Source organism: Saccharothrix sp. NBAS 001 (genome assembly GCF_056640475.1).
Map to the genome: position 1 here is coordinate 200,687 of NZ_CM153251.1, position 15,459 is coordinate 216,145.

At 74.3% G+C, this 15,459-nt stretch carries 18 protein-coding genes; 12 read left to right on the plus strand and 6 right to left on the minus strand.

Annotated features, from left to right (window positions below; translation table 11 throughout):
• The first annotated feature begins 88 nt into the window (after window positions 1-88).
• A complete protein-coding gene (locus AC0HI0_RS00980; protein WP_480930309.1) occupies window positions 89-709 on the plus strand; it encodes a hypothetical protein in 621 nt (206 codons plus the stop codon).
• 6 nt (window positions 710-715) lie between these two features.
• On the opposite strand, the gene AC0HI0_RS00985 is transcribed toward AC0HI0_RS00980, so the two are convergent.
• Window positions 716-1,312, minus strand: coding sequence for a TetR family transcriptional regulator (locus AC0HI0_RS00985; protein WP_480930310.1), 597 nt, complete (start codon window positions 1,310-1,312; stop codon window positions 716-718).
• Between the two features lie 60 nt (window positions 1,313-1,372).
• On the opposite strand from AC0HI0_RS00985, the gene AC0HI0_RS00990 reads away from it, so the two are divergent.
• Window positions 1,373-2,137: a GAF and ANTAR domain-containing protein gene (locus AC0HI0_RS00990; RefSeq protein ID WP_480930311.1), complete on the plus strand. Its 765-nt coding sequence runs from the start codon at window positions 1,373-1,375 to the stop codon at window positions 2,135-2,137.
• Window positions 2,138-2,227: 90 nt separating this feature from the next.
• Window positions 2,228-2,434 carry an ANTAR domain-containing protein gene (locus tag AC0HI0_RS00995; protein WP_480934227.1) on the plus strand — a complete coding sequence of 69 codons (207 nt, stop codon included), beginning with the start codon at window positions 2,228-2,230 and terminating at the stop codon, window positions 2,432-2,434.
• 86 nt (window positions 2,435-2,520) lie between these two features.
• Here AC0HI0_RS00995 and AC0HI0_RS01000 read toward each other — a convergent pair whose 3' ends face one another.
• Entirely contained in the window at window positions 2,521-2,781 is a 261-nt protein-coding gene (locus tag AC0HI0_RS01000; protein WP_480930312.1) for a helix-turn-helix transcriptional regulator, read from the minus strand.
• Between the two features lie 74 nt (window positions 2,782-2,855).
• Window positions 2,856-3,284 carry a nuclear transport factor 2 family protein gene (locus AC0HI0_RS01005; protein WP_480930313.1) on the minus strand — a complete coding sequence of 143 codons (429 nt, stop codon included), beginning with the start codon at window positions 3,282-3,284 and terminating at the stop codon, window positions 2,856-2,858.
• A gap of 352 nt (window positions 3,285-3,636) precedes the next feature.
• Here AC0HI0_RS01005 and AC0HI0_RS01010 point away from each other — a divergent pair, with 352 nt between their 5' ends.
• Entirely contained in the window at window positions 3,637-4,584 is a 948-nt protein-coding gene (locus tag AC0HI0_RS01010; RefSeq protein ID WP_480930314.1) for an NsdA family TPR-like regulatory protein, read from the plus strand.
• Window positions 4,585-4,588: 4 nt separating this feature from the next.
• Here AC0HI0_RS01010 and AC0HI0_RS01015 read toward each other — a convergent pair whose 3' ends face one another.
• The 3 genes from AC0HI0_RS01015 to AC0HI0_RS01025 are packed head-to-tail and all read right to left on the minus strand — an operon-like array spanning window position 4,589 to window position 7,463.
• Window positions 4,589-5,341: a sulfite exporter TauE/SafE family protein gene (locus tag AC0HI0_RS01015; RefSeq protein ID WP_480930315.1), complete on the minus strand. Its 753-nt coding sequence runs from the start codon at window positions 5,339-5,341 to the stop codon at window positions 4,589-4,591.
• Window positions 5,338-6,648, minus strand: a complete 1,311-nt coding sequence (locus AC0HI0_RS01020) for an MBL fold metallo-hydrolase (protein ID WP_480930316.1) — start codon at window positions 6,646-6,648, stop codon at window positions 5,338-5,340. Before AC0HI0_RS01020 ends, AC0HI0_RS01015 begins: the two co-directional genes overlap by 4 nt.
• 50 nt (window positions 6,649-6,698) lie before the next feature.
• A complete protein-coding gene (locus AC0HI0_RS01025; protein ID WP_480930317.1) occupies window positions 6,699-7,463 on the minus strand; it encodes a GntR family transcriptional regulator in 765 nt (254 codons plus the stop codon).
• A 78-nt stretch (window positions 7,464-7,541) separates the two neighbouring features.
• Between AC0HI0_RS01025 and AC0HI0_RS01030 the strand changes: the two genes are divergently transcribed.
• The 8 genes from AC0HI0_RS01030 (at window position 7,542) to AC0HI0_RS01065 (ending at window position 15,440) form a co-directional block, all read left to right on the plus strand.
• Complete coding sequence (locus AC0HI0_RS01030; RefSeq protein WP_480930318.1) at window positions 7,542-8,711, plus strand: NAD(P)/FAD-dependent oxidoreductase; 1,170 nt, start codon at window positions 7,542-7,544, stop codon at window positions 8,709-8,711.
• 354 nt (window positions 8,712-9,065) lie between these two features.
• Window positions 9,066-9,992, plus strand: a complete 927-nt coding sequence (locus AC0HI0_RS01035; protein WP_480930319.1) for an ROK family protein — start codon at window positions 9,066-9,068, stop codon at window positions 9,990-9,992.
• A complete protein-coding gene (locus AC0HI0_RS01040; protein ID WP_480930320.1) occupies window positions 9,986-10,834 on the plus strand; it encodes a class II fructose-bisphosphate aldolase in 849 nt (282 codons plus the stop codon). The genes AC0HI0_RS01035 and AC0HI0_RS01040 overlap by 7 nt, the downstream gene beginning before the upstream one ends.
• Complete coding sequence (locus AC0HI0_RS01045; protein ID WP_480930321.1) at window positions 10,831-11,739, plus strand: 1-phosphofructokinase family hexose kinase; 909 nt, start codon at window positions 10,831-10,833, stop codon at window positions 11,737-11,739. The genes AC0HI0_RS01040 and AC0HI0_RS01045 overlap by 4 nt, the downstream gene beginning before the upstream one ends.
• 70 nt (window positions 11,740-11,809) lie before the next feature.
• The gene (locus AC0HI0_RS01050; RefSeq protein WP_480930322.1) at window positions 11,810-12,595 is read left to right on the plus strand and encodes a DeoR/GlpR family DNA-binding transcription regulator; all 786 of its coding nucleotides are present in this window, start codon (window positions 11,810-11,812) and stop codon (window positions 12,593-12,595) included.
• Between the two features lie 63 nt (window positions 12,596-12,658).
• Window positions 12,659-14,416: a DUF5107 domain-containing protein gene (locus AC0HI0_RS01055; RefSeq protein WP_480930323.1), complete on the plus strand. Its 1,758-nt coding sequence runs from the start codon at window positions 12,659-12,661 to the stop codon at window positions 14,414-14,416.
• Window positions 14,417-14,499: 83 nt separating this feature from the next.
• Window positions 14,500-15,039, plus strand: coding sequence for an RNA polymerase sigma factor (locus tag AC0HI0_RS01060; RefSeq protein ID WP_480930324.1), 540 nt, complete (start codon window positions 14,500-14,502; stop codon window positions 15,037-15,039).
• A complete protein-coding gene (locus AC0HI0_RS01065) occupies window positions 15,039-15,440 on the plus strand; it encodes a hypothetical protein (RefSeq protein WP_480930325.1) in 402 nt (133 codons plus the stop codon). The genes AC0HI0_RS01060 and AC0HI0_RS01065 overlap by 1 nt, the downstream gene beginning before the upstream one ends.
• Window positions 15,441-15,459: the final 19 nt, after the last annotated feature.

Genomic DNA, 15,459 nt, shown 5'->3' on the forward strand with positions numbered 1-15,459 from the left:
TGCACTATCAGGTTAACACCTCCGGGGGTAGCTGAGGCGCGTGGTGCGCGAAGAAACACTGGACGTAGAGCTTTCCGGGTCGGACGGAGTGGCGGTCCTGTCCCTGTTCGGGTACCTGAGCCAGGCCACCTACACCCGGATGCGCGACCTGCTGTTGAAGACCGTGCTCGCCCAGCCGACGGCGGTGGTGGTGGACCTCGGCCGACTGGCGTTCGACCGGCAGACCGCCGTGGCGGTGTTCCGCGCGGTGTGGAACCAGGTGGCCGACTGGCCGGGCGTGCCGATCCTGCTGGCCGCGACCGACCGGGTCGACTGGCCGCTGCCCGGCTTCCCGTCGGTCGGCGAGGCGCTGGCCGCGGTCGGCGAGCCGCCCCGGCGCTGGGTGGTCCGGATGCCGTTGCCGCTGCGCGGCAGCGCCGGGTTCGCGCGGCTGGCGGCCGAGGAGACCTGCCGGATGTGGGGGCTGGGCGAGCTGGCCGAGGACGCTGCGGACGTGGCGGACGCCTTGGTCGCCCTGGCCGCGCGGGGCGTGCGGCCGACCGTGGTCTTCGAGTGGTGGCACGGGAGGTTCGTGGTCGGGGCGGGCGAGGACGTCGTGGTGCCGTGCGACCCGCGAGCCCTGCGGTACGCGGCGATCGGCGCGAGCCGGTGCGGCTGGTCCACCACCTGGTCCGACGGCACGCTGGTGTGGGCCGTCCTGGACGTCTGAGCGCCCTCAGGAGCGCCGGCGCGGCGGCTCGACCCGCAGCGTCGCGCACACCTCGGGCCGGGCCAGGGTGGGCAGCCACGTCCGCCACAGCCGCGCGACCTGGCGCGCCACGCCGTCCGGGTCGTCCACGGCCATCGACATCAGGTGCACGCCGACCAGCGCCGAGACCACGGCGTCCGCGCACGCCTCCACGTCCACGCCGTCGCGCAGCTCGCCGCGGAACCCGGCGGTGCGCAACAGGTCCCGCACGGTCGCCGTCCACTGCGCGATCTGGCGGTCCGCCACGTCGTCGCAGATCGGGGCCTGGAACAGCAACCGCTGCGCCACCGCGCGGTCCTGGTTGACCGCGTAGCCGAGGTCCACCAGCACCTGCAACGGGCTGCGGTGCGCGCGCTGGAGGCGTTCCCGGGTCCGGGTCCACTCCACCGCCTGCCGGTCCAGCACCGCCACGGCGAGCGCCTTCTTGGAGCTGAAGTGCCCGTACAGCGCGCCTTTGGTGACGCCCGCCAGGTCGCACACGTCGTCGATGGTCGCGCGGACGTAGCCGTCGCGGTCGAACGCGGCCGCGGCCGCGCTGAGCAGACCGTCCCTGGTGGTGGACACCCGGCCGATTTTCGCGTCTCGTCCCGCCTGCCACAACCGCTGTCTGCGAGCATGGGCGGGGTGGATCGCCGACGGCCCGACGACGAACGGCGCGCTTGGCTGTGGAGCAGGGTGCGCGGACTCGCGGCGGAGGAGGGCCTGGCGACCGGGGTCCGGCACGTCTGCCTGGCCGCCGCCGAGGTGCTCGGCGCCACGGATGTCGTGCTCTACCAGTCAGTCGGAGCCGGCCAGAGCGAACCCGCGTGCGTCACCGGCCCGCTCGGCGACCGGCTGAGCGAAGCGGAGATCACGTTCGGGGAGGGGCCCGCCGTCGACTGCCTGCGCGAGGAGTACCCGGTGGTGGCGACCGACCTCGCCGGGCCCGGCAGCGCGGCGCGGTGGCCGGTGTTCGCGCCGTTCGCCCGATCCGAGGGCGTGGTCGGGATTTTCGCGTTCCCGCTCATGATGGGCGCGATCGTGGTGGGCTGCCTGGAGGCGCTGCGGCCGGTGGTCGCGCCGTGCACCGACGACGAGATGGTGGACGGCCTGCTGCTGGCCGACGCGGCGATGCTCCTGCTGCTGCGGGCCGAACCGCCGCCGATGGGCAGCGACCCGTTCGCGGACGCCGTGGAGGCGCGCTGGGCCACCGTGCACCAGGCGACCGGCGTGGTGGCCGTGCAGATGAACAGCGACCTGACGACGGCGTTCGTCCGGTTACGGGCGCACGCCTACCGCACCGGGCGGCGGTTGGCCGACGTGGCGGCCGACGTGCTGGCGCGGAACCTGCGCTTCCACGTCGATCCCGACGTCGAGCCCGACACGAAACCCGAAGCGGAACCGGGGTGAACCACGTGTCGGGCGAACCGGCGGCGGGGCCGCCGTGCCGCTCGCCGACCCACCCCACCGCAACGCTGCCGGTCGCGCTCCTACGACGAACTGCCCGCCGAGCAGGGGCGCAGCGCCCCGCACGACCGGAGCACGGTGGAGCAGGCCGAGGGCGTGCTCGCGCAACGGCGGCAGGCGACGGTCGCCGAGGCGTGCACGGCGCTGCGGGCGTGGGCGGAGCACCGCCCGGTGGCAGATGTGGCGCGGGGAGTCGATGGTGATCGCGAGGTGGTCGGTCGACTCCCCGTCGAGGGGTGATATGCACCCATTGATCGGCTAATGCGATGGTCGGACCGGCGACCGGTAATGGCCGGGGTGGGCAGAATGCGCCGATTGTGCCGGGGTCAATGCCGGCGGCGGGCCGCCCGTTCGATTGCCGCGGCGCGTTCCAATTCGTGCTGCGGGGTCTCCAGCACTTGGCCCAGCCAACTCCGCCAGTACGGTCCGGGGATCCGTTTGCCGCGTTCCCAGCGGGACACCTCTTCCCTGGTGACGCTGGTGTTCCCGGAGGCGGCGTGCAGCCGCTCGGCCAAGTCGTCCTGCGTCAGCCCCCGTCCGCGTCTCAGCTCGGCGAGGATTTCGCTGATCGGTCCAGACAGTCGCACGGCGGTGCCCTTCCTGTTCTCTCCGGCGGTTCGCCGGCCATTCTTCCAGCGCGGGGGAGGGGAACGGCAAAGCATCACGGTGATACCGGTGGAACATCCTGTGCGAGTGCACGTGCAATTGCCAGCGTGTCCGCATACATGCGGAACTCGGTGACAAGTCCGCCGTGCACGCTCACGGCCATGGCGAAATCGTAGGACAGCGCCGCCCCGGTGGTCTGGACCCGCGCGTGCAGCCGGCCGGTCAGCACGGCGTCCGGTCCGTCCACCGCCAGGCCCCGCGTGGTGATGCCGGTCAGTTCCAGGACCGCCCGGAACGCCAGGAAGAACGACTCGACCTCGCGCGGGTTGCGGGCCTCCACCGGCCACGGCGCGCCCGGCACCGGCGCGGTCCACCAGCGCACCCCGTCGGCGAACAGCCTGCTCAACCCGGCGGTGTCCTTCGCGGCCCAGCGGGCGATCAGCTTCTCCACCACCATCGTGACGTCAGCGCGGTTGCGCGTCATTCGCCGTCCACGTCACGACCGGACGCCGGCTCCCGCCCGGGTGGTCCGGTCGGCGGGCGCAGCGATCGGATCTTCGCGGCACCAGAGGCACCTCCCGGCCGTGTCGCGGTGGCGAACGCCTGTCGGTACATGGGTACTCCTCCGCGCGCCGGCCGTGCGCAGCCACGCCGCAGCGGCCCGCAAGTGATCACTCCTCAACCCTGGTACGGACCACTGGCCCGGACACAGGGGCCAATGTCGTTCCCCAACGGCGGAGTCCGGGGGAGTGGTACCGGTGGTGCCCGGGTAACCCCGTCCCACAGCGCGGTTCGATCGGGTCCGAGACCTTCGATTCCCATGGTGAGGTGCGGCGATGGCGGAGCGGAGACGGGTGCCGGCGCGCATCGGCGCGGACGACGTGAACCAGGTGGAAACCGAGACCGGGCGTCTACGCGGGGTGGATTACCTCCTCGGCGGGGGAGCCTGCCGGGACTCGGTGATCGTGAGCGCCGCGTGGAGCGACCAGCTCCTGCGGTCCAGCTCGACCGCCTCCATCCGGGCGCGCCTGCAGGTGGCCTTGGCGGACATGCACAACCTGGCCGGCTGGACGTGCTTCGACACCGGGCTGGAGCGGGCCGCGCAGGTGCACTGGGAACGCGCGCTGGGCCTGGCCACCGAGGCGGGCGACCTGGACCTGATCGCCAACGTGCGCTACCGGTCGGGCCGGCTGCGGCTGCACCACGGCCGGCGGCGGGAGGCGTTGGAGATCTTCGAACTGGGCGTGCTCGCGGCGACCCGGGCCGGCTCGCACCACGCCACCGCGCTGCTGCGCGCGAACGAGGCGTGGGCGCACGCCGGGCTGGGCGACCGGGGCATGGCCGGGATCCGGCTGGGGCAGGCGTACGAGGAGTTCGCCCGGTCCCGGGGCGGGGCGGTCCCCGGCTGGGCGCGGTTCTTCGACGAGACGGACCTGTCCGCGCTCACCGGCCTGGTGCACACCGAGCTGGCCCGCACCGTGGACCCGGGCCACACCGCCACCGCGATCCCGGCGTTGACCGCGGCCGTCCTGGGCTACCCGGACGCGATGGCCCGCAGCCGCGCGCTGAGCCTGATCGCGCTGACCACGAACCACCTGCTGGACAACGACTTCGACCACGCCGACCTGGTCGGGCAGCGGGCCCTGGCGATGGCCGCCGGGGTCGGCTCGATCCGGGTGGCCGACCGGCTCCAGCCGTTGCGCCACCTGGCCGACCGCTACCGGGGCGACCCGCACGCCCGGCACCTGGCGGCCCGGGTCGCCGCGTTCACCCCGAACCTCTGACGCACTATCCACTGTGGACGATCAACGCGTCGACCGCCATCACCCCGGCGACGGCGATCAGACCGGCGGCGAACACCCGGCGCAACGCCGTCGTGCCCACCTTGGCGGCCAGCCGGCGGCCGTCCCACGCGCCCAGCAGCGCGGTCGCCGCGAACGGCCCGACCAGCGCCCAGTCCACCGCCCCGACCGCGCCGAACCGGCCCGCGAACGCCGCCGCCGCGTTGACCGTGATCACCAGCAGGCTGGTGCCCACCGCCGCCGACATCGGCACCGCCAGCACCCCGACCAGCGCGGGCACGGTGAGGAAACCGCCGCCCACGCCCAGGAACCCGGTCAGCGCACCCAACCCGGCACCCACGCCGGCCGCGCGCGCCGGCCGGGTCGAACCGCCCCCCGGCGGTCGGCGGCGCAGCATCACCACCGCCGCGACCACCGCCACCGCGGCGAACGCCCCGGTCAGCACGGCGTCGGGCACGCGGCGGGTGAGCAGCCCCGCGACCGCCGCCGGCACCACGCCGGCCGCCGCGAACACCGCGCCCAGCCGCCACCGCACCGCGCCCGCCCGCGCGTGCGCGAACAACGCGGTGGCCGACGTGGCGGTGACGACCACCAGGCTCGCCGTGGTGGCCTGCGCGGGGCTGAACCCCAGCAGGTAGATCAGCGCGGGCACGGTCAGCACGCTGCCGCCGCCGCCCAGCGCGCCCAGCGCCAGCCCGACCACGGCCCCGGCCGCGAGCGCGAGCACGACCGGTGTCACGACAGGCCGTGGTCCGCCGCGCGGGCCCACTCGTCGTCCAGGTGCACGACGTCGCGGCCGGCGCGGTGCAGCAGGCTCGCCGCGATGCCCGCCCGGTAGCCGGACGCGCAGTGCACCCACACCTCGCCCGGCGGCACCTCGTCGATCCGGCGCACCAGGTCGTGCAGCGGGACGTGCACCGCGCCCGCGAGGTGCCCGGCGCGGTGCTCGTCGGCCCGCCGCACGTCCAGCACGACCGGTCGCCCGGCGCGGGCCAGGTCCGCCCAGCCCGCCCGGCGGTAGGAGGTGGTGGGCAGGCCGTCGGTGCGGCCGACGCCGGGCCGGTCGACGCCGATCCGGGACAGGTCGCGGATCGCCGCGCGCACCTCGTCCGCCGCGCCGACCAGGGTGATCGGCTCGCCCCACGGCAAGGTCCAGCCGAGGTGGGTGGTGAAGCCCGCGCCGTACTCGATGCTGACGGTGCCCCGCACGTGCCCGGCGGCGAACGCGACCCGCGAGCGCAGGTCGACCACCCACCCGCCGGCGTCGAGCAGGCCCTGCACCGCCTCGGGGCGCAGGGGTGCCGGCACGGTCAGGTCCGGCGCGGCCGGTCCGGCGCGGTTCAGCGGGGCCATGTGCGCGTAGTACGACGGGTAGGCGGTGAGGTTCGCGATCAAGGTGTCCACGAAGTGCTGTTCGTCGTGGTCGGTGAGCGCGTGGTTGGCGGTGCGCTGCTCGCCGACGGTGGACGAGCCCGCGCCGGTCGTCGGGCCGGACGAGCAGAAGCTGCCGAAACCGTGCGTCGGGTGCAGGGTCGCGGCGGGGTCGACCCGGTCGGCCAGGTCGCGGGCCGAGCGGTACTGGGCGCGGGTGAGCGGCACGGTGTGGTCCGGCCCGACCAGGTCCGTGCGGCCGACCGAGCCGAACAGCAGGCTGCCGCCGGAGAACACCGCCTGCCGGCCGTCGTGGGTGACCACGTAGGCCAGGTGGTGCTCGGTGTGGCCGGGCGTGGCCACCGCCGTGACGGTCATCGCGCCGACCGCCAGGGTGTCGCCGGGGCGCACCGGTCGGCGCTGGTAGGAGACGTCTTCGGCGGCGGCGACGAGGTACTCGGCGTGGTGCCGGCGGGCCAGCTCCAGGCCGCCGGTCAGGTAGTCGTTGTGCACGTGGGTCTCGGCGACGTGCGTGATCCGCACGCCCAGCCGGGCGGCCACCACCTCCACCCGGTCGACGTCGCGCTGCGGGTCGACCACGAGCGCCGCCGTGCCGTCGTGCACCAGGTAGCTCCGGTCGCCGAGCGCGGCGGTGTCGATCGTCTCGACATTCATGTCCGCACCTCCATATGTCCGTACATTACGACGGACGAGAGGTGTCGGTGTCAGCGGGCCGTCACAGCGCGGGTGGGTCGGCGGTCGCCCGCGGTGAACTCGGCGGTCACCGCGAACCGGTCGCCGCGCACCACCGTGTGCCGCCACTCCACCGGACGGCCGCCCGCGCGGCCCTGCCGGTGCACCGACAGGCACGCGACGTCGGGCCCGCACTGCAGCAGCGCCCGCTCGGCGGCGGTCGGCACCACGGCCCGGATGTCCTCGTGGCTGGTGTCCAGCCGGACCCCGGTCCGCTCGGTCAGCACCGCGTAGAGGCTGGTGTGGGTGAAGTCCGCGGTCAGGATCGGCCGCGCCAGGTCGGCGGGCAGCCACACCCGGTCGATCGCGAACGGCGCGCCGTCCGCCAGCCGCAGCCGCTCCAGGTAGACCAGCGGGGTGGATCCTTCGAGGTCGAGGCGGTCGGCGACGACCCCGTCCGCCCGCACGTCGAGCGCCCGGACCACGCTGCGCTGCTCCAACCCGGCCGCCTCGACCGAGGCGAACAGGCTGTAGAGGGTGTCCAGCGGCTGCTCCACGTCGGCGGCCGGGCTGACCCGGGGCTGCCGGCCGCGCTCGGCGACCACCAGGCCGTCCGCGCGCAGCCGTTGCAGGGCCTGGCGCACGGTGTAGCGGCTGACGCCGTACTCGTCCACCAGGGCCAGTTCGCCGGGGAAGCCGCTGTCGAACTCGCCCGCGCGCAGCCGTGCGACGAGGTCGTCCTGGAGTTGCCGCCACAGCGGCAGCGCTCCGGACCGGTCCAGTGCTCGCAGTGTCACCCCGGCAGTTTCGCACTGCCTTGTCCGGTGTCGGGCGCGGCGCTAGCGTGGATGTACGGACATTTCGGGAGGTCATGGGTGGACGGCATCGTGATCATCGGGGGCGGCGCGGCCGGCATCTCCGTAGCCGCCCGATTACGCCGCGCCGGGCGGCGGGACGTGACCGTGGTGGAACCGTCGGAGGTGCACCACTACCAACCGCTGTGGACGTTGGTCGGCGGCGGTCGCGCCCCGGTGGCCGCGTCGGCGCGGCCGATGCGGTCCGTGCTGCCGCGCGGGGTCCGGTGGGTGCGCTCGGCGGCGGTCGGGGTCGACCCGTTCGCCCGGCGGGTGCTGCTGCGCGACGGCGGGATCGGCTACCGCAAGCTCGTGGTCTGCCCCGGCCTCCAGTTGGACTGGCACCGGCTCGACGGGTTGCCGGCGGCGGTCGGGCACGACGGGGTGTCCAGCAACTACACCGGGGCGCACGCCGTCGAGATGTGGCGGTTCATCCGGGAGACCCGGTCGGGGTCGGCGGTGTTCGCCATGCCGTCCGGGCCGATCAAGTGCGGCGGCGCGCCGCAGAAGATCGCCTACCTGGCTGCGGACCACTGGCGGGAGCGCGGGGTGCTCGGGCGGATCGACGTCCACCTGGTGCTGCCCGGCGCGACGATGTTCGCGGTGCCGGAGTACGCGGCGGTGCTGGAGTCGGTCGCGCGGCGGTACGGGATCCACGTGCACCTGGGCAGCGAGGTCGTGCGGGTGCGGCCTGCCGCGCGGGAAGTGGTGGTGCGCGGGCCGGACGGGGAACGGCCGCTGCCCTACGACGTGGCGCACCTGGTGCCGCCGCAGAGCGCGCCGGACTGGGTCAAGGCGTCGCCGTTGGCCGGGCCGTCGGGGTACCTGGACGTCGATCCGCACACGTTGCGGCACGTGCGCTTCCCGGACGTGTACGGGTTGGGCGACTGCGGGTCGACGCCGAACTCCAAGACGGGGGCGGCGGTGCGCAAGCAGGCACCGGTCGTGGTGGCGAACCTGCTGGCGGCGCTGGCCGGGCGGGAGCAGACCGGGTCCTACGACGGGTACGCGTCGTGCCCGATCACGACCGGGCGGCGGACGTTGCTGCTGGCCGAGTTCGACTACACCGGACGGCCTCGCCCCACCGTGCCGTTCGTGGACACCTCGCGCGAGCGGACGGACCACAACCTGGTCAAACGACGGGTGCTGCCGTTCCTGTACTGGAACCTGATGCTGCGCGGCCTGTTCTGAGGGTTCACCTCCGCGGCAAGAACTGGCCGCTGACGGAAACGGCCCCCGCCGTCGCTTTTACCGGCTGACCCCCGACGGGCGGGTGGAGGCGGCGGCCCGGCCGGCCGAACGCCGTCCTGCCAAGGGTTCGGGCGGGCGCGGGATGCTGCCCGGCTTCGTGCCCGTCGTCGCGCTGGGGATCTGGTCCGCTGACGTCGCCGCGCTGCCGATCGCCTGAAGATGATCATTTGCCGGGACCTGGGTCGGCGTGGTCGCGGGGTGTGGCGCGGCTTGCTGTGCGCACCTCTTGCACACTCTTTGACCAAAAGTGCATAGTTGTGTCAACTTGGGTGCAGTCGTGAACAGGTGGTGCGCGTGGGGCTCGTGGTGGGCGTGGATGTCGGGGGTACGGGCACCAAAGCCGTGCTCACCGATGGCCGGCACGTCGTCGCGCACGCCGCCCGCCCCACCCCGCGCCCCGGGCCGGACGTGGTCGAGCGGGTCTTGGCCGTGGTCGCCGACCTGGTCGGCGAGTTGACGGGGGATCCGGCCCGGAGTTCGGCGGGCCACGCCGGGCCGCCGGTCGGCGTGGTCGTGCCGGGCATCGTGGACGAGGCGCGCGGTGTGGCCGTGTGGTCGGAGAACCTGGGGTGGCGGGACGTCCCCTACGCCGACCTGCTCGCCGACCGGCTCGGCCGGGCCGTCGCCTTCGGGCACGACGTGCGCGCCGGCGGGCTCGCCGAGGCCGCCCTGGGCGGCGGTCGGGGCGCGCGTGACGTGCTGTTCCTCCCGCTGGGCACGGGTGTCGCGGCGGCTCTCGTCACCGGTGGCCACGTGTACGACGCCGGCGGGTACGCGGGCGAGATCGGGCACACCGACGTCGGCCACGGCGAGCCCTGCGCCTGCGGGGCGGCCGGCTGCCTGGAAGCGATCGCCTCCGCCGCGGCGATCGCCCGTCGCTTCACCGCGCGCACCGGCCGCCCGGCCGACGCCGTGGACGTGGCCCGGCTCGTCGCGGCCGGCGACCCGGACGCCCGCGCGGTGTGGCGCGACGCCGTGGACGCCCTCGCCTTCGCCCTGGCGTGGGTGGCGGGCGTGCTCGCGCCGGAGGTCGTGGTGGTCGGCGGCGGGCTGTCCGCTGCCGGGGACCTGCTGCTCGGGCCGCTGGGCGACGCCCTGGCGAAGCGCCTGACCTTCCACCGCCGCCCGCGCCTGGTGGCCGCCGAACTCGGCGGGCTCGCCGGGTGCCGAGGCGCGGCGCTGCTGGCCGACCGGACACCGTCGAGGAGTACACCGTGCTGAGGCCCACTGCCGCGATCGTGTCCGCCGCCGTCGACGGCGGGCACGGGGTCGGGGCGTTCAACGTCGTCCAGCTCGAACACGCCTCCGCGATCGTCGCGGGCGCGGAACGGGCGGGCACCGCCGTGCTGCTCCAGATCAGTGAGAACTGCGTGCGCTACCACCGCTCCCTGGCCCCGCTGCTGGAGGCGACGCTGGCCGTGGCGGCCGAATCCGCCGTGCCGGTGGCCGTCCACCTGGACCACGTCGAGTCGGTTTCGCTGGTGCGCAGCGGCTCGGCGCACCGGATCGGCTCGGTGATGTTCGACGCCTCCACCGCCCCCTACGCGGAGAACGTGGCCACCACGAGGGAAATCGCCGAGTTCTGCCACGCGCGCGGGATCTGGGTGGAGGCGGAGCTGGGCGAGGTCGGCGGCAAGGACGGCGTGCACGCGCCCGGCGTGCGCACGGATCCGTTCGAGGCCAGGGAGTTCGTCACGGCCACGGGCGTGGACGCGTTGGCCGTCGCGGTCGGCAGTTCGCACGCCATGACCACCCGTGACGCCCGGCTGGACTTCGCGCTGATCGCCGCTCTCAAGTCCACTGTAGACATTCCCCTGGTGCTGCACGGCTCGTCCGGGGTGTCCGACGGCGACCTGTCGCGCGCGGTCCGCTCGGGCATCACCAAGGTGAACATCTCCACCCACCTCAACAGGGTGTTCACCGACGAGGTGCGGGAACGGCTGGGTGACGCGAAGCTCGTGGACACCCGCAAGTACCTCGGGCCGGCGCGGGAGAAGGTGGCGGGCGAGGTGGCCCGGCTGCTCGGCGTGCTGGACGCGGTGCCGGCCGGGGCCGTCCGGTGATCGTCACCGTCACGCCCAACCCGGCCCTGGACGTCAGCTACCGGGTCGGCAGGCTCGAACCGGGCACCACGCACCGGGTCCGCTCGGTCCGGGAACGGGCCGGTGGCAAGGGTTTCAACGTCAGCCGCGTGCTGCACGAACTCGGCGTGCCGACGCTCGCGATCGGCCCGGTCGGCGGGGTGCTCGGCGAATCGGTCCGCACCGACCTGCTGGCCGCCGGGCTGCCGCACGCCCTGCTCGGCGTCGACGCGCCGACCCGGATGACGGTGGCCGTCGTGGACGACGCGGACGCCACGGTGTTCACCGAGGCCGGCGCGGCGCTGCTGGACACCGAGTGGGACCGGCTGCTCGACCTCGTGCGGTCCCGGCTGGCCGGCGCGGACGCCGTGGTGTGCTCGGGCAGCCTGCCGCAGGGCTCGCCGCGCGACACGTGCGCGCGGGTCGTCGGGATCGCCCGCGAGGCGCGCGTCCCGGTCGTCGTGGACACCAGCGGCCCGGCGCTGCTGGCCGCCGCGCGGGCCGGGGCCGACGTGCTCAAGCCGAACGCCGCCGAACTGCGCGAGGTGCTCCCGGGCGACGACCCGGTGGCCGGCGCGGAGGCGCTGCGCGCGGAGGGGGCGGGCGCGGTCGTGCTGTCGCTCGGACCGGCCGGCCTGGTCGCGGTGACCGGCGAGGGCCGGTGGCGGGCCCGGCCGCCGTTCCCGGTGCGCGGGAACCCGACCGGCGCGGGCGACGCGGCCGTGGCGGCGCTGGCGAACGGGCTGGTGGAGCAGTCGTCGTGGCCGATGCGGTTGCGCGCGGCGGTGTCCTGGTCGGCGGCGGCGGTGGCCGCGCCGGTCGCGGGCAGCGTGGACATCGCGCTGGTGCGCCGGTTGTACGACGACGTGACCGTCGAGGCGTTCTGAGGACATGCGCGTCCGGAACACTTCTGCGCATCTGTAATGTGCATTATTGTTCGGACGCAGGAGGTAGCCGGTGAATCGGTACGAGCGGTTGAACGCGCTGCTGGAACTCTTGGCCGAGCGCGGCAAGATCGAGGTTGACGACATCGCCGAGGAGTTGGACGTCTCCGGGGCGACCATCCGGCGCGACCTCGACCACCTCGCCGAGCAGCAGTTGCTCACCAGGACCAGGGGCGGTGCCGTGGCCCACTCGGTGGCCTACGACCTGCCGCTGCGGTACAAGACGGTGCGGCGGGCCGGGGAGAAGCAGCGCATCGGGCGTGCGGCGGCCGAGCAGGTGGCGCGCGGCGCGGTGGTCGGCATGAACGGCGGCACCACCACCACCGAGGTCGCCCGCGCGTTGATGACCAGCGCGGACGTCGGCGGCGCGGAGGGCGACGGGGTGATCACCGTGGTCACCAACGCGTTGAACATCGCGAACGAACTCGCGGTGCGCCCGCAGGTGAAGCTGGTGGTGACCGGAGGCGTCGCGCGGCCGCAGTCCTACGAGCTGATGAGCCCGCTGGCGGGTCGGATCCTGAGTGGACTCAGCCTCGACGTGACCTTCCTCGGGGTGGACGCCATCGATCCCGACGCGGGCGCTTCCGCCCACCACGAAGGGGAAGCCGACATCAACCGGATGCTCGCCGAGCGCGCGCGCAAGGTGGTCGTGGTGGCGGACTCCTCGAAGATCGGTGCCCGCGCGTTCGCGTCCATCTGCGCGATCAGCCAGGTGCACGTGCTGGTCACCGACACCGAGGCGCGCGAGGAGGACGTCCGCCGGTTCCGGGAGCGCGGTGTCGAGGTCGTTCAGGTTTGATGTTGACTAGTGCTCACAGGGTGCGCAGTATGAACATTACTGCTCATCCCTAGGGAGTGCCGCATGTCGAACGGGCCGCGTCGTGACTCCCTGCGCCTGCGGATGGCCGCGATCGGCCCGGTCAACCCGCTCCCGCCGCTGGCCGGGCTGCTCGACCCGCCGTACGACCTCGACCTGTCCGCCGCGCCCCCGTCGATCGCCGGGGGCGCGGCGTACGGCGGGGTGTCCACCGTGCTGCCGTACCTGGTCCAGGACGGCTACGGCCGCGCCGCCGAAGAGTCCACTGTGGACACCGTCGTGCTGGACAACGGCTTGCTGCGCGCCACGTTCCTGCCCGGACTCGGCGGCCGGCTGTGGTCGTTGCGGGACCTGGTGGACGATCGCGAACTGCTGTTCCAGCCCGAGGTGCTCCAGCCCGCGAACCTCGGGCTGCGCGGCGCGTGGTTCGCCGGCGGCGTCGAGTGGAACATCGGCACCCGGGGCCACTGCCCGTTCACCTGCGATCGGCTGCACGCCGGCTTCGCCACCAGGGCGGACGGCGAGCGCGTGCTGCGGATGTGGGAGTACGAACGGATGCGCGGGCTGGTCTTCCAGGTCGACGCGTGGCTCCCCGAGGGCTCGCGCGCGCTGTACGTCGGGGTCCGGGTGCACAACCCGCGCACCGCGCCCGTGCCGCTGTACTGGTGGTCGAACGCGGCCGTGCCGCAGACCCCCGGCCTGGTCGTGCGCGCGCCGGCGACCTCGGCGTTCCGCACGTCCTACTCGGGGCGGTTGGAGCGCGTGCCGGCGGTCGACCTGGTGCCCGGGAGCAGCGCGGTGGCGGCGGACTACTTCTACGACGTGCCGGACGACGTGCCCGAGCCGTGGATCTCGGCGGGCCTGGTGCAGCGGTCGACCGGGCGGCTGCGCGGGCGCAAGCTGTTCTGCTGGGGCGAGAGCGCGGGCGGGCACCGCTGGCAGGACTGGCTCGGCGGCGGCCGGTACTGCGAGGTGCAGGCGGGCCTCGCGGCCACGCAGTACGAGCACCTGCCGCTGCCGCCCGGCGACTGGACGTGGGTCGAGTCGTACGGTCCGGTCGGCGCGGCGGACCTCGCCGACCGGTTGGCCGCGTTCGACCGGGGCCTGGACGGCCCGGTGGACGAGGTGGTGTCGGTCGGCAGCGGCTGGGGCGCCCTGGAGAACCTGCGCCGCGCGTCGGCCGGCGAACCCCCGCTGCCCCTGGAGTTCACCGGTCTCGGCCCGGAACAGGCACCCTGGCAGGCGCTGCTGACCGGCGGATTCCCCGAGACGGACCCGGTGTCGTACGTGACCGCCGAGTGGGCCCCGCTGCTGGCGTCCGCACCCGCCTCCTGGGCGACCGCGTACCACCTCGGCGTCCTGGCGCACGCTGCGGGCGACGTGGCCGGTGCGCGCCGACGCTACCGGGAATCGTTGGAGCACAGGGAGACGCTGTGGGCGCTGCGGGCGTTGGGGCTGCTGGACGACGATCCCGACCTGCTGGTCGCGGCACACCGCCTGGCACCGCACCTGTGGCAACTGGCCGTCGAGGCGGTCGAGGCGTTGAAGCAGCGTCCGACCGCGGCGCTGGAGCTGGTCGACGGGCTGCCGCTGGCCGTGCGGGAACGCGGCCGGGTGCGCTTGGCCGAGGCGCGGGCGGCGCTCGCGGCCGGCGACCGGGACCGCGCCGCGCGGCTGCTCCGGGACGGCATCGAGGTCGCCGACCTGCGCGAGGGCGAGGCCAGCCTGGACGAGCTGTGGTGGGCGGCGTGCCCGGGAGAACCCCTGCCGGCGCGCTACGACTACCGGATGAAGCCGGTCTAGCAACGGCCCGAAGGTCACCGCATCACCACGGTCGGGTGGCGCATCTGGTTGTCATGGGTGTTTGTGCGGAACAATCCACGCCCGTGACCGAGGACAACGCGTCGCTGCTCGCGGCGGCCGCGCGGGGCGACCAGGCGGCGTGGAACGAACTCGTCACGCGCTACGAAGCGCTGCTGTGGTCGATCGCGCGGGGCTTCCGGCTCGGCGGGGCCGACTGCGCGGACGTCGTGCAGAACACCTGGCTCAAGCTGGTCGAGAACCTGGACCGGGTCGCCGACCCGGACCGGCTCGCGGGGTGGCTGGGCACCACAGTCCGGCGCGAGTGCCTCCAGTTGCTGCGCCGCGCCGACCGGCGCAGGCTGGTGGACCAGCCGCCGCCGGACGTGCCCGACGACGCGCCGCCGGTGGACGAGGGCCTGCTGGTCGCCGAACGCGACGACGCGCTGCGGCAGGCGGTGGAGCGGCTGTCGGACAAGTGCCGGGAGCTGCTCCGGGTGCTGATGGTCACGCCGCCGTTGACCTACCTGGAGGTGGCCGCCGTGCTGGACATGCCGATCGGCAGCATCGGCCCGTCGCGGGGCCGCTGCCTGGAGCAACTGCGCGCGTTCACCGGGGAGCTGTGATGGACGACGACGAGCTGGTCGAGCGGCTGCGCGCGCTGGCCGAACCCGTGCCGGAGCACGTGCGGCTCGCCGCACGGGCGGCGCTGGCCACCCGGCGGCTGGACGAGGAGTTGGCCGAACTCACCCACGACGCGCCGGAACTCGTCCGCGCCGGCGACGGCGTCCGGGTGCTCACCTTCGAGCACGGTGACGTGGCGCTGGACGTGCAGGTCGACACCGACCTGCGGGTGCTGGTCACCGGCGCGTCCGGCGACCTGGTGGTGGAGAGCCCGGACGGCCGGGTCACCGTGCCGATCGGGCCGGACGGCTGGGTGTCCGCGCCCCTGCCGCACCGGACCGTCCGGCTGCGGGTGACCGGTGACGACGGCCGGACCGTCGTCACCCGCTGGTTCTCCGCCTGACGGCGCGGGTCGCGGCGGT

Bases quoted from the DNA above. Each gene is read 5' to 3' on its own strand.
- AC0HI0_RS01005 (WP_480930313.1), bottom strand. From the start codon at position 3,284: ATGACGCGCAACCGCGCTGACGTCACGATGGTGGTGGAGAAGCTGATC.
- AC0HI0_RS01010 (WP_480930314.1), top strand. From the start codon at position 3,637: ATGGCGGAGCGGAGACGGGTGCCGGCGCGCATCGGCGCGGACGACGTG.
- AC0HI0_RS01020 (WP_480930316.1), bottom strand. From the start codon at position 6,648: ATGAATGTCGAGACGATCGACACCGCCGCGCTCGGCGACCGGAGCTAC.
- AC0HI0_RS01055 (WP_480930323.1), top strand. From the start codon at position 12,659: ATGTCGAACGGGCCGCGTCGTGACTCCCTGCGCCTGCGGATGGCCGCG.
- AC0HI0_RS01065 (WP_480930325.1), top strand. From the start codon at position 15,039: ATGGACGACGACGAGCTGGTCGAGCGGCTGCGCGCGCTGGCCGAACCC.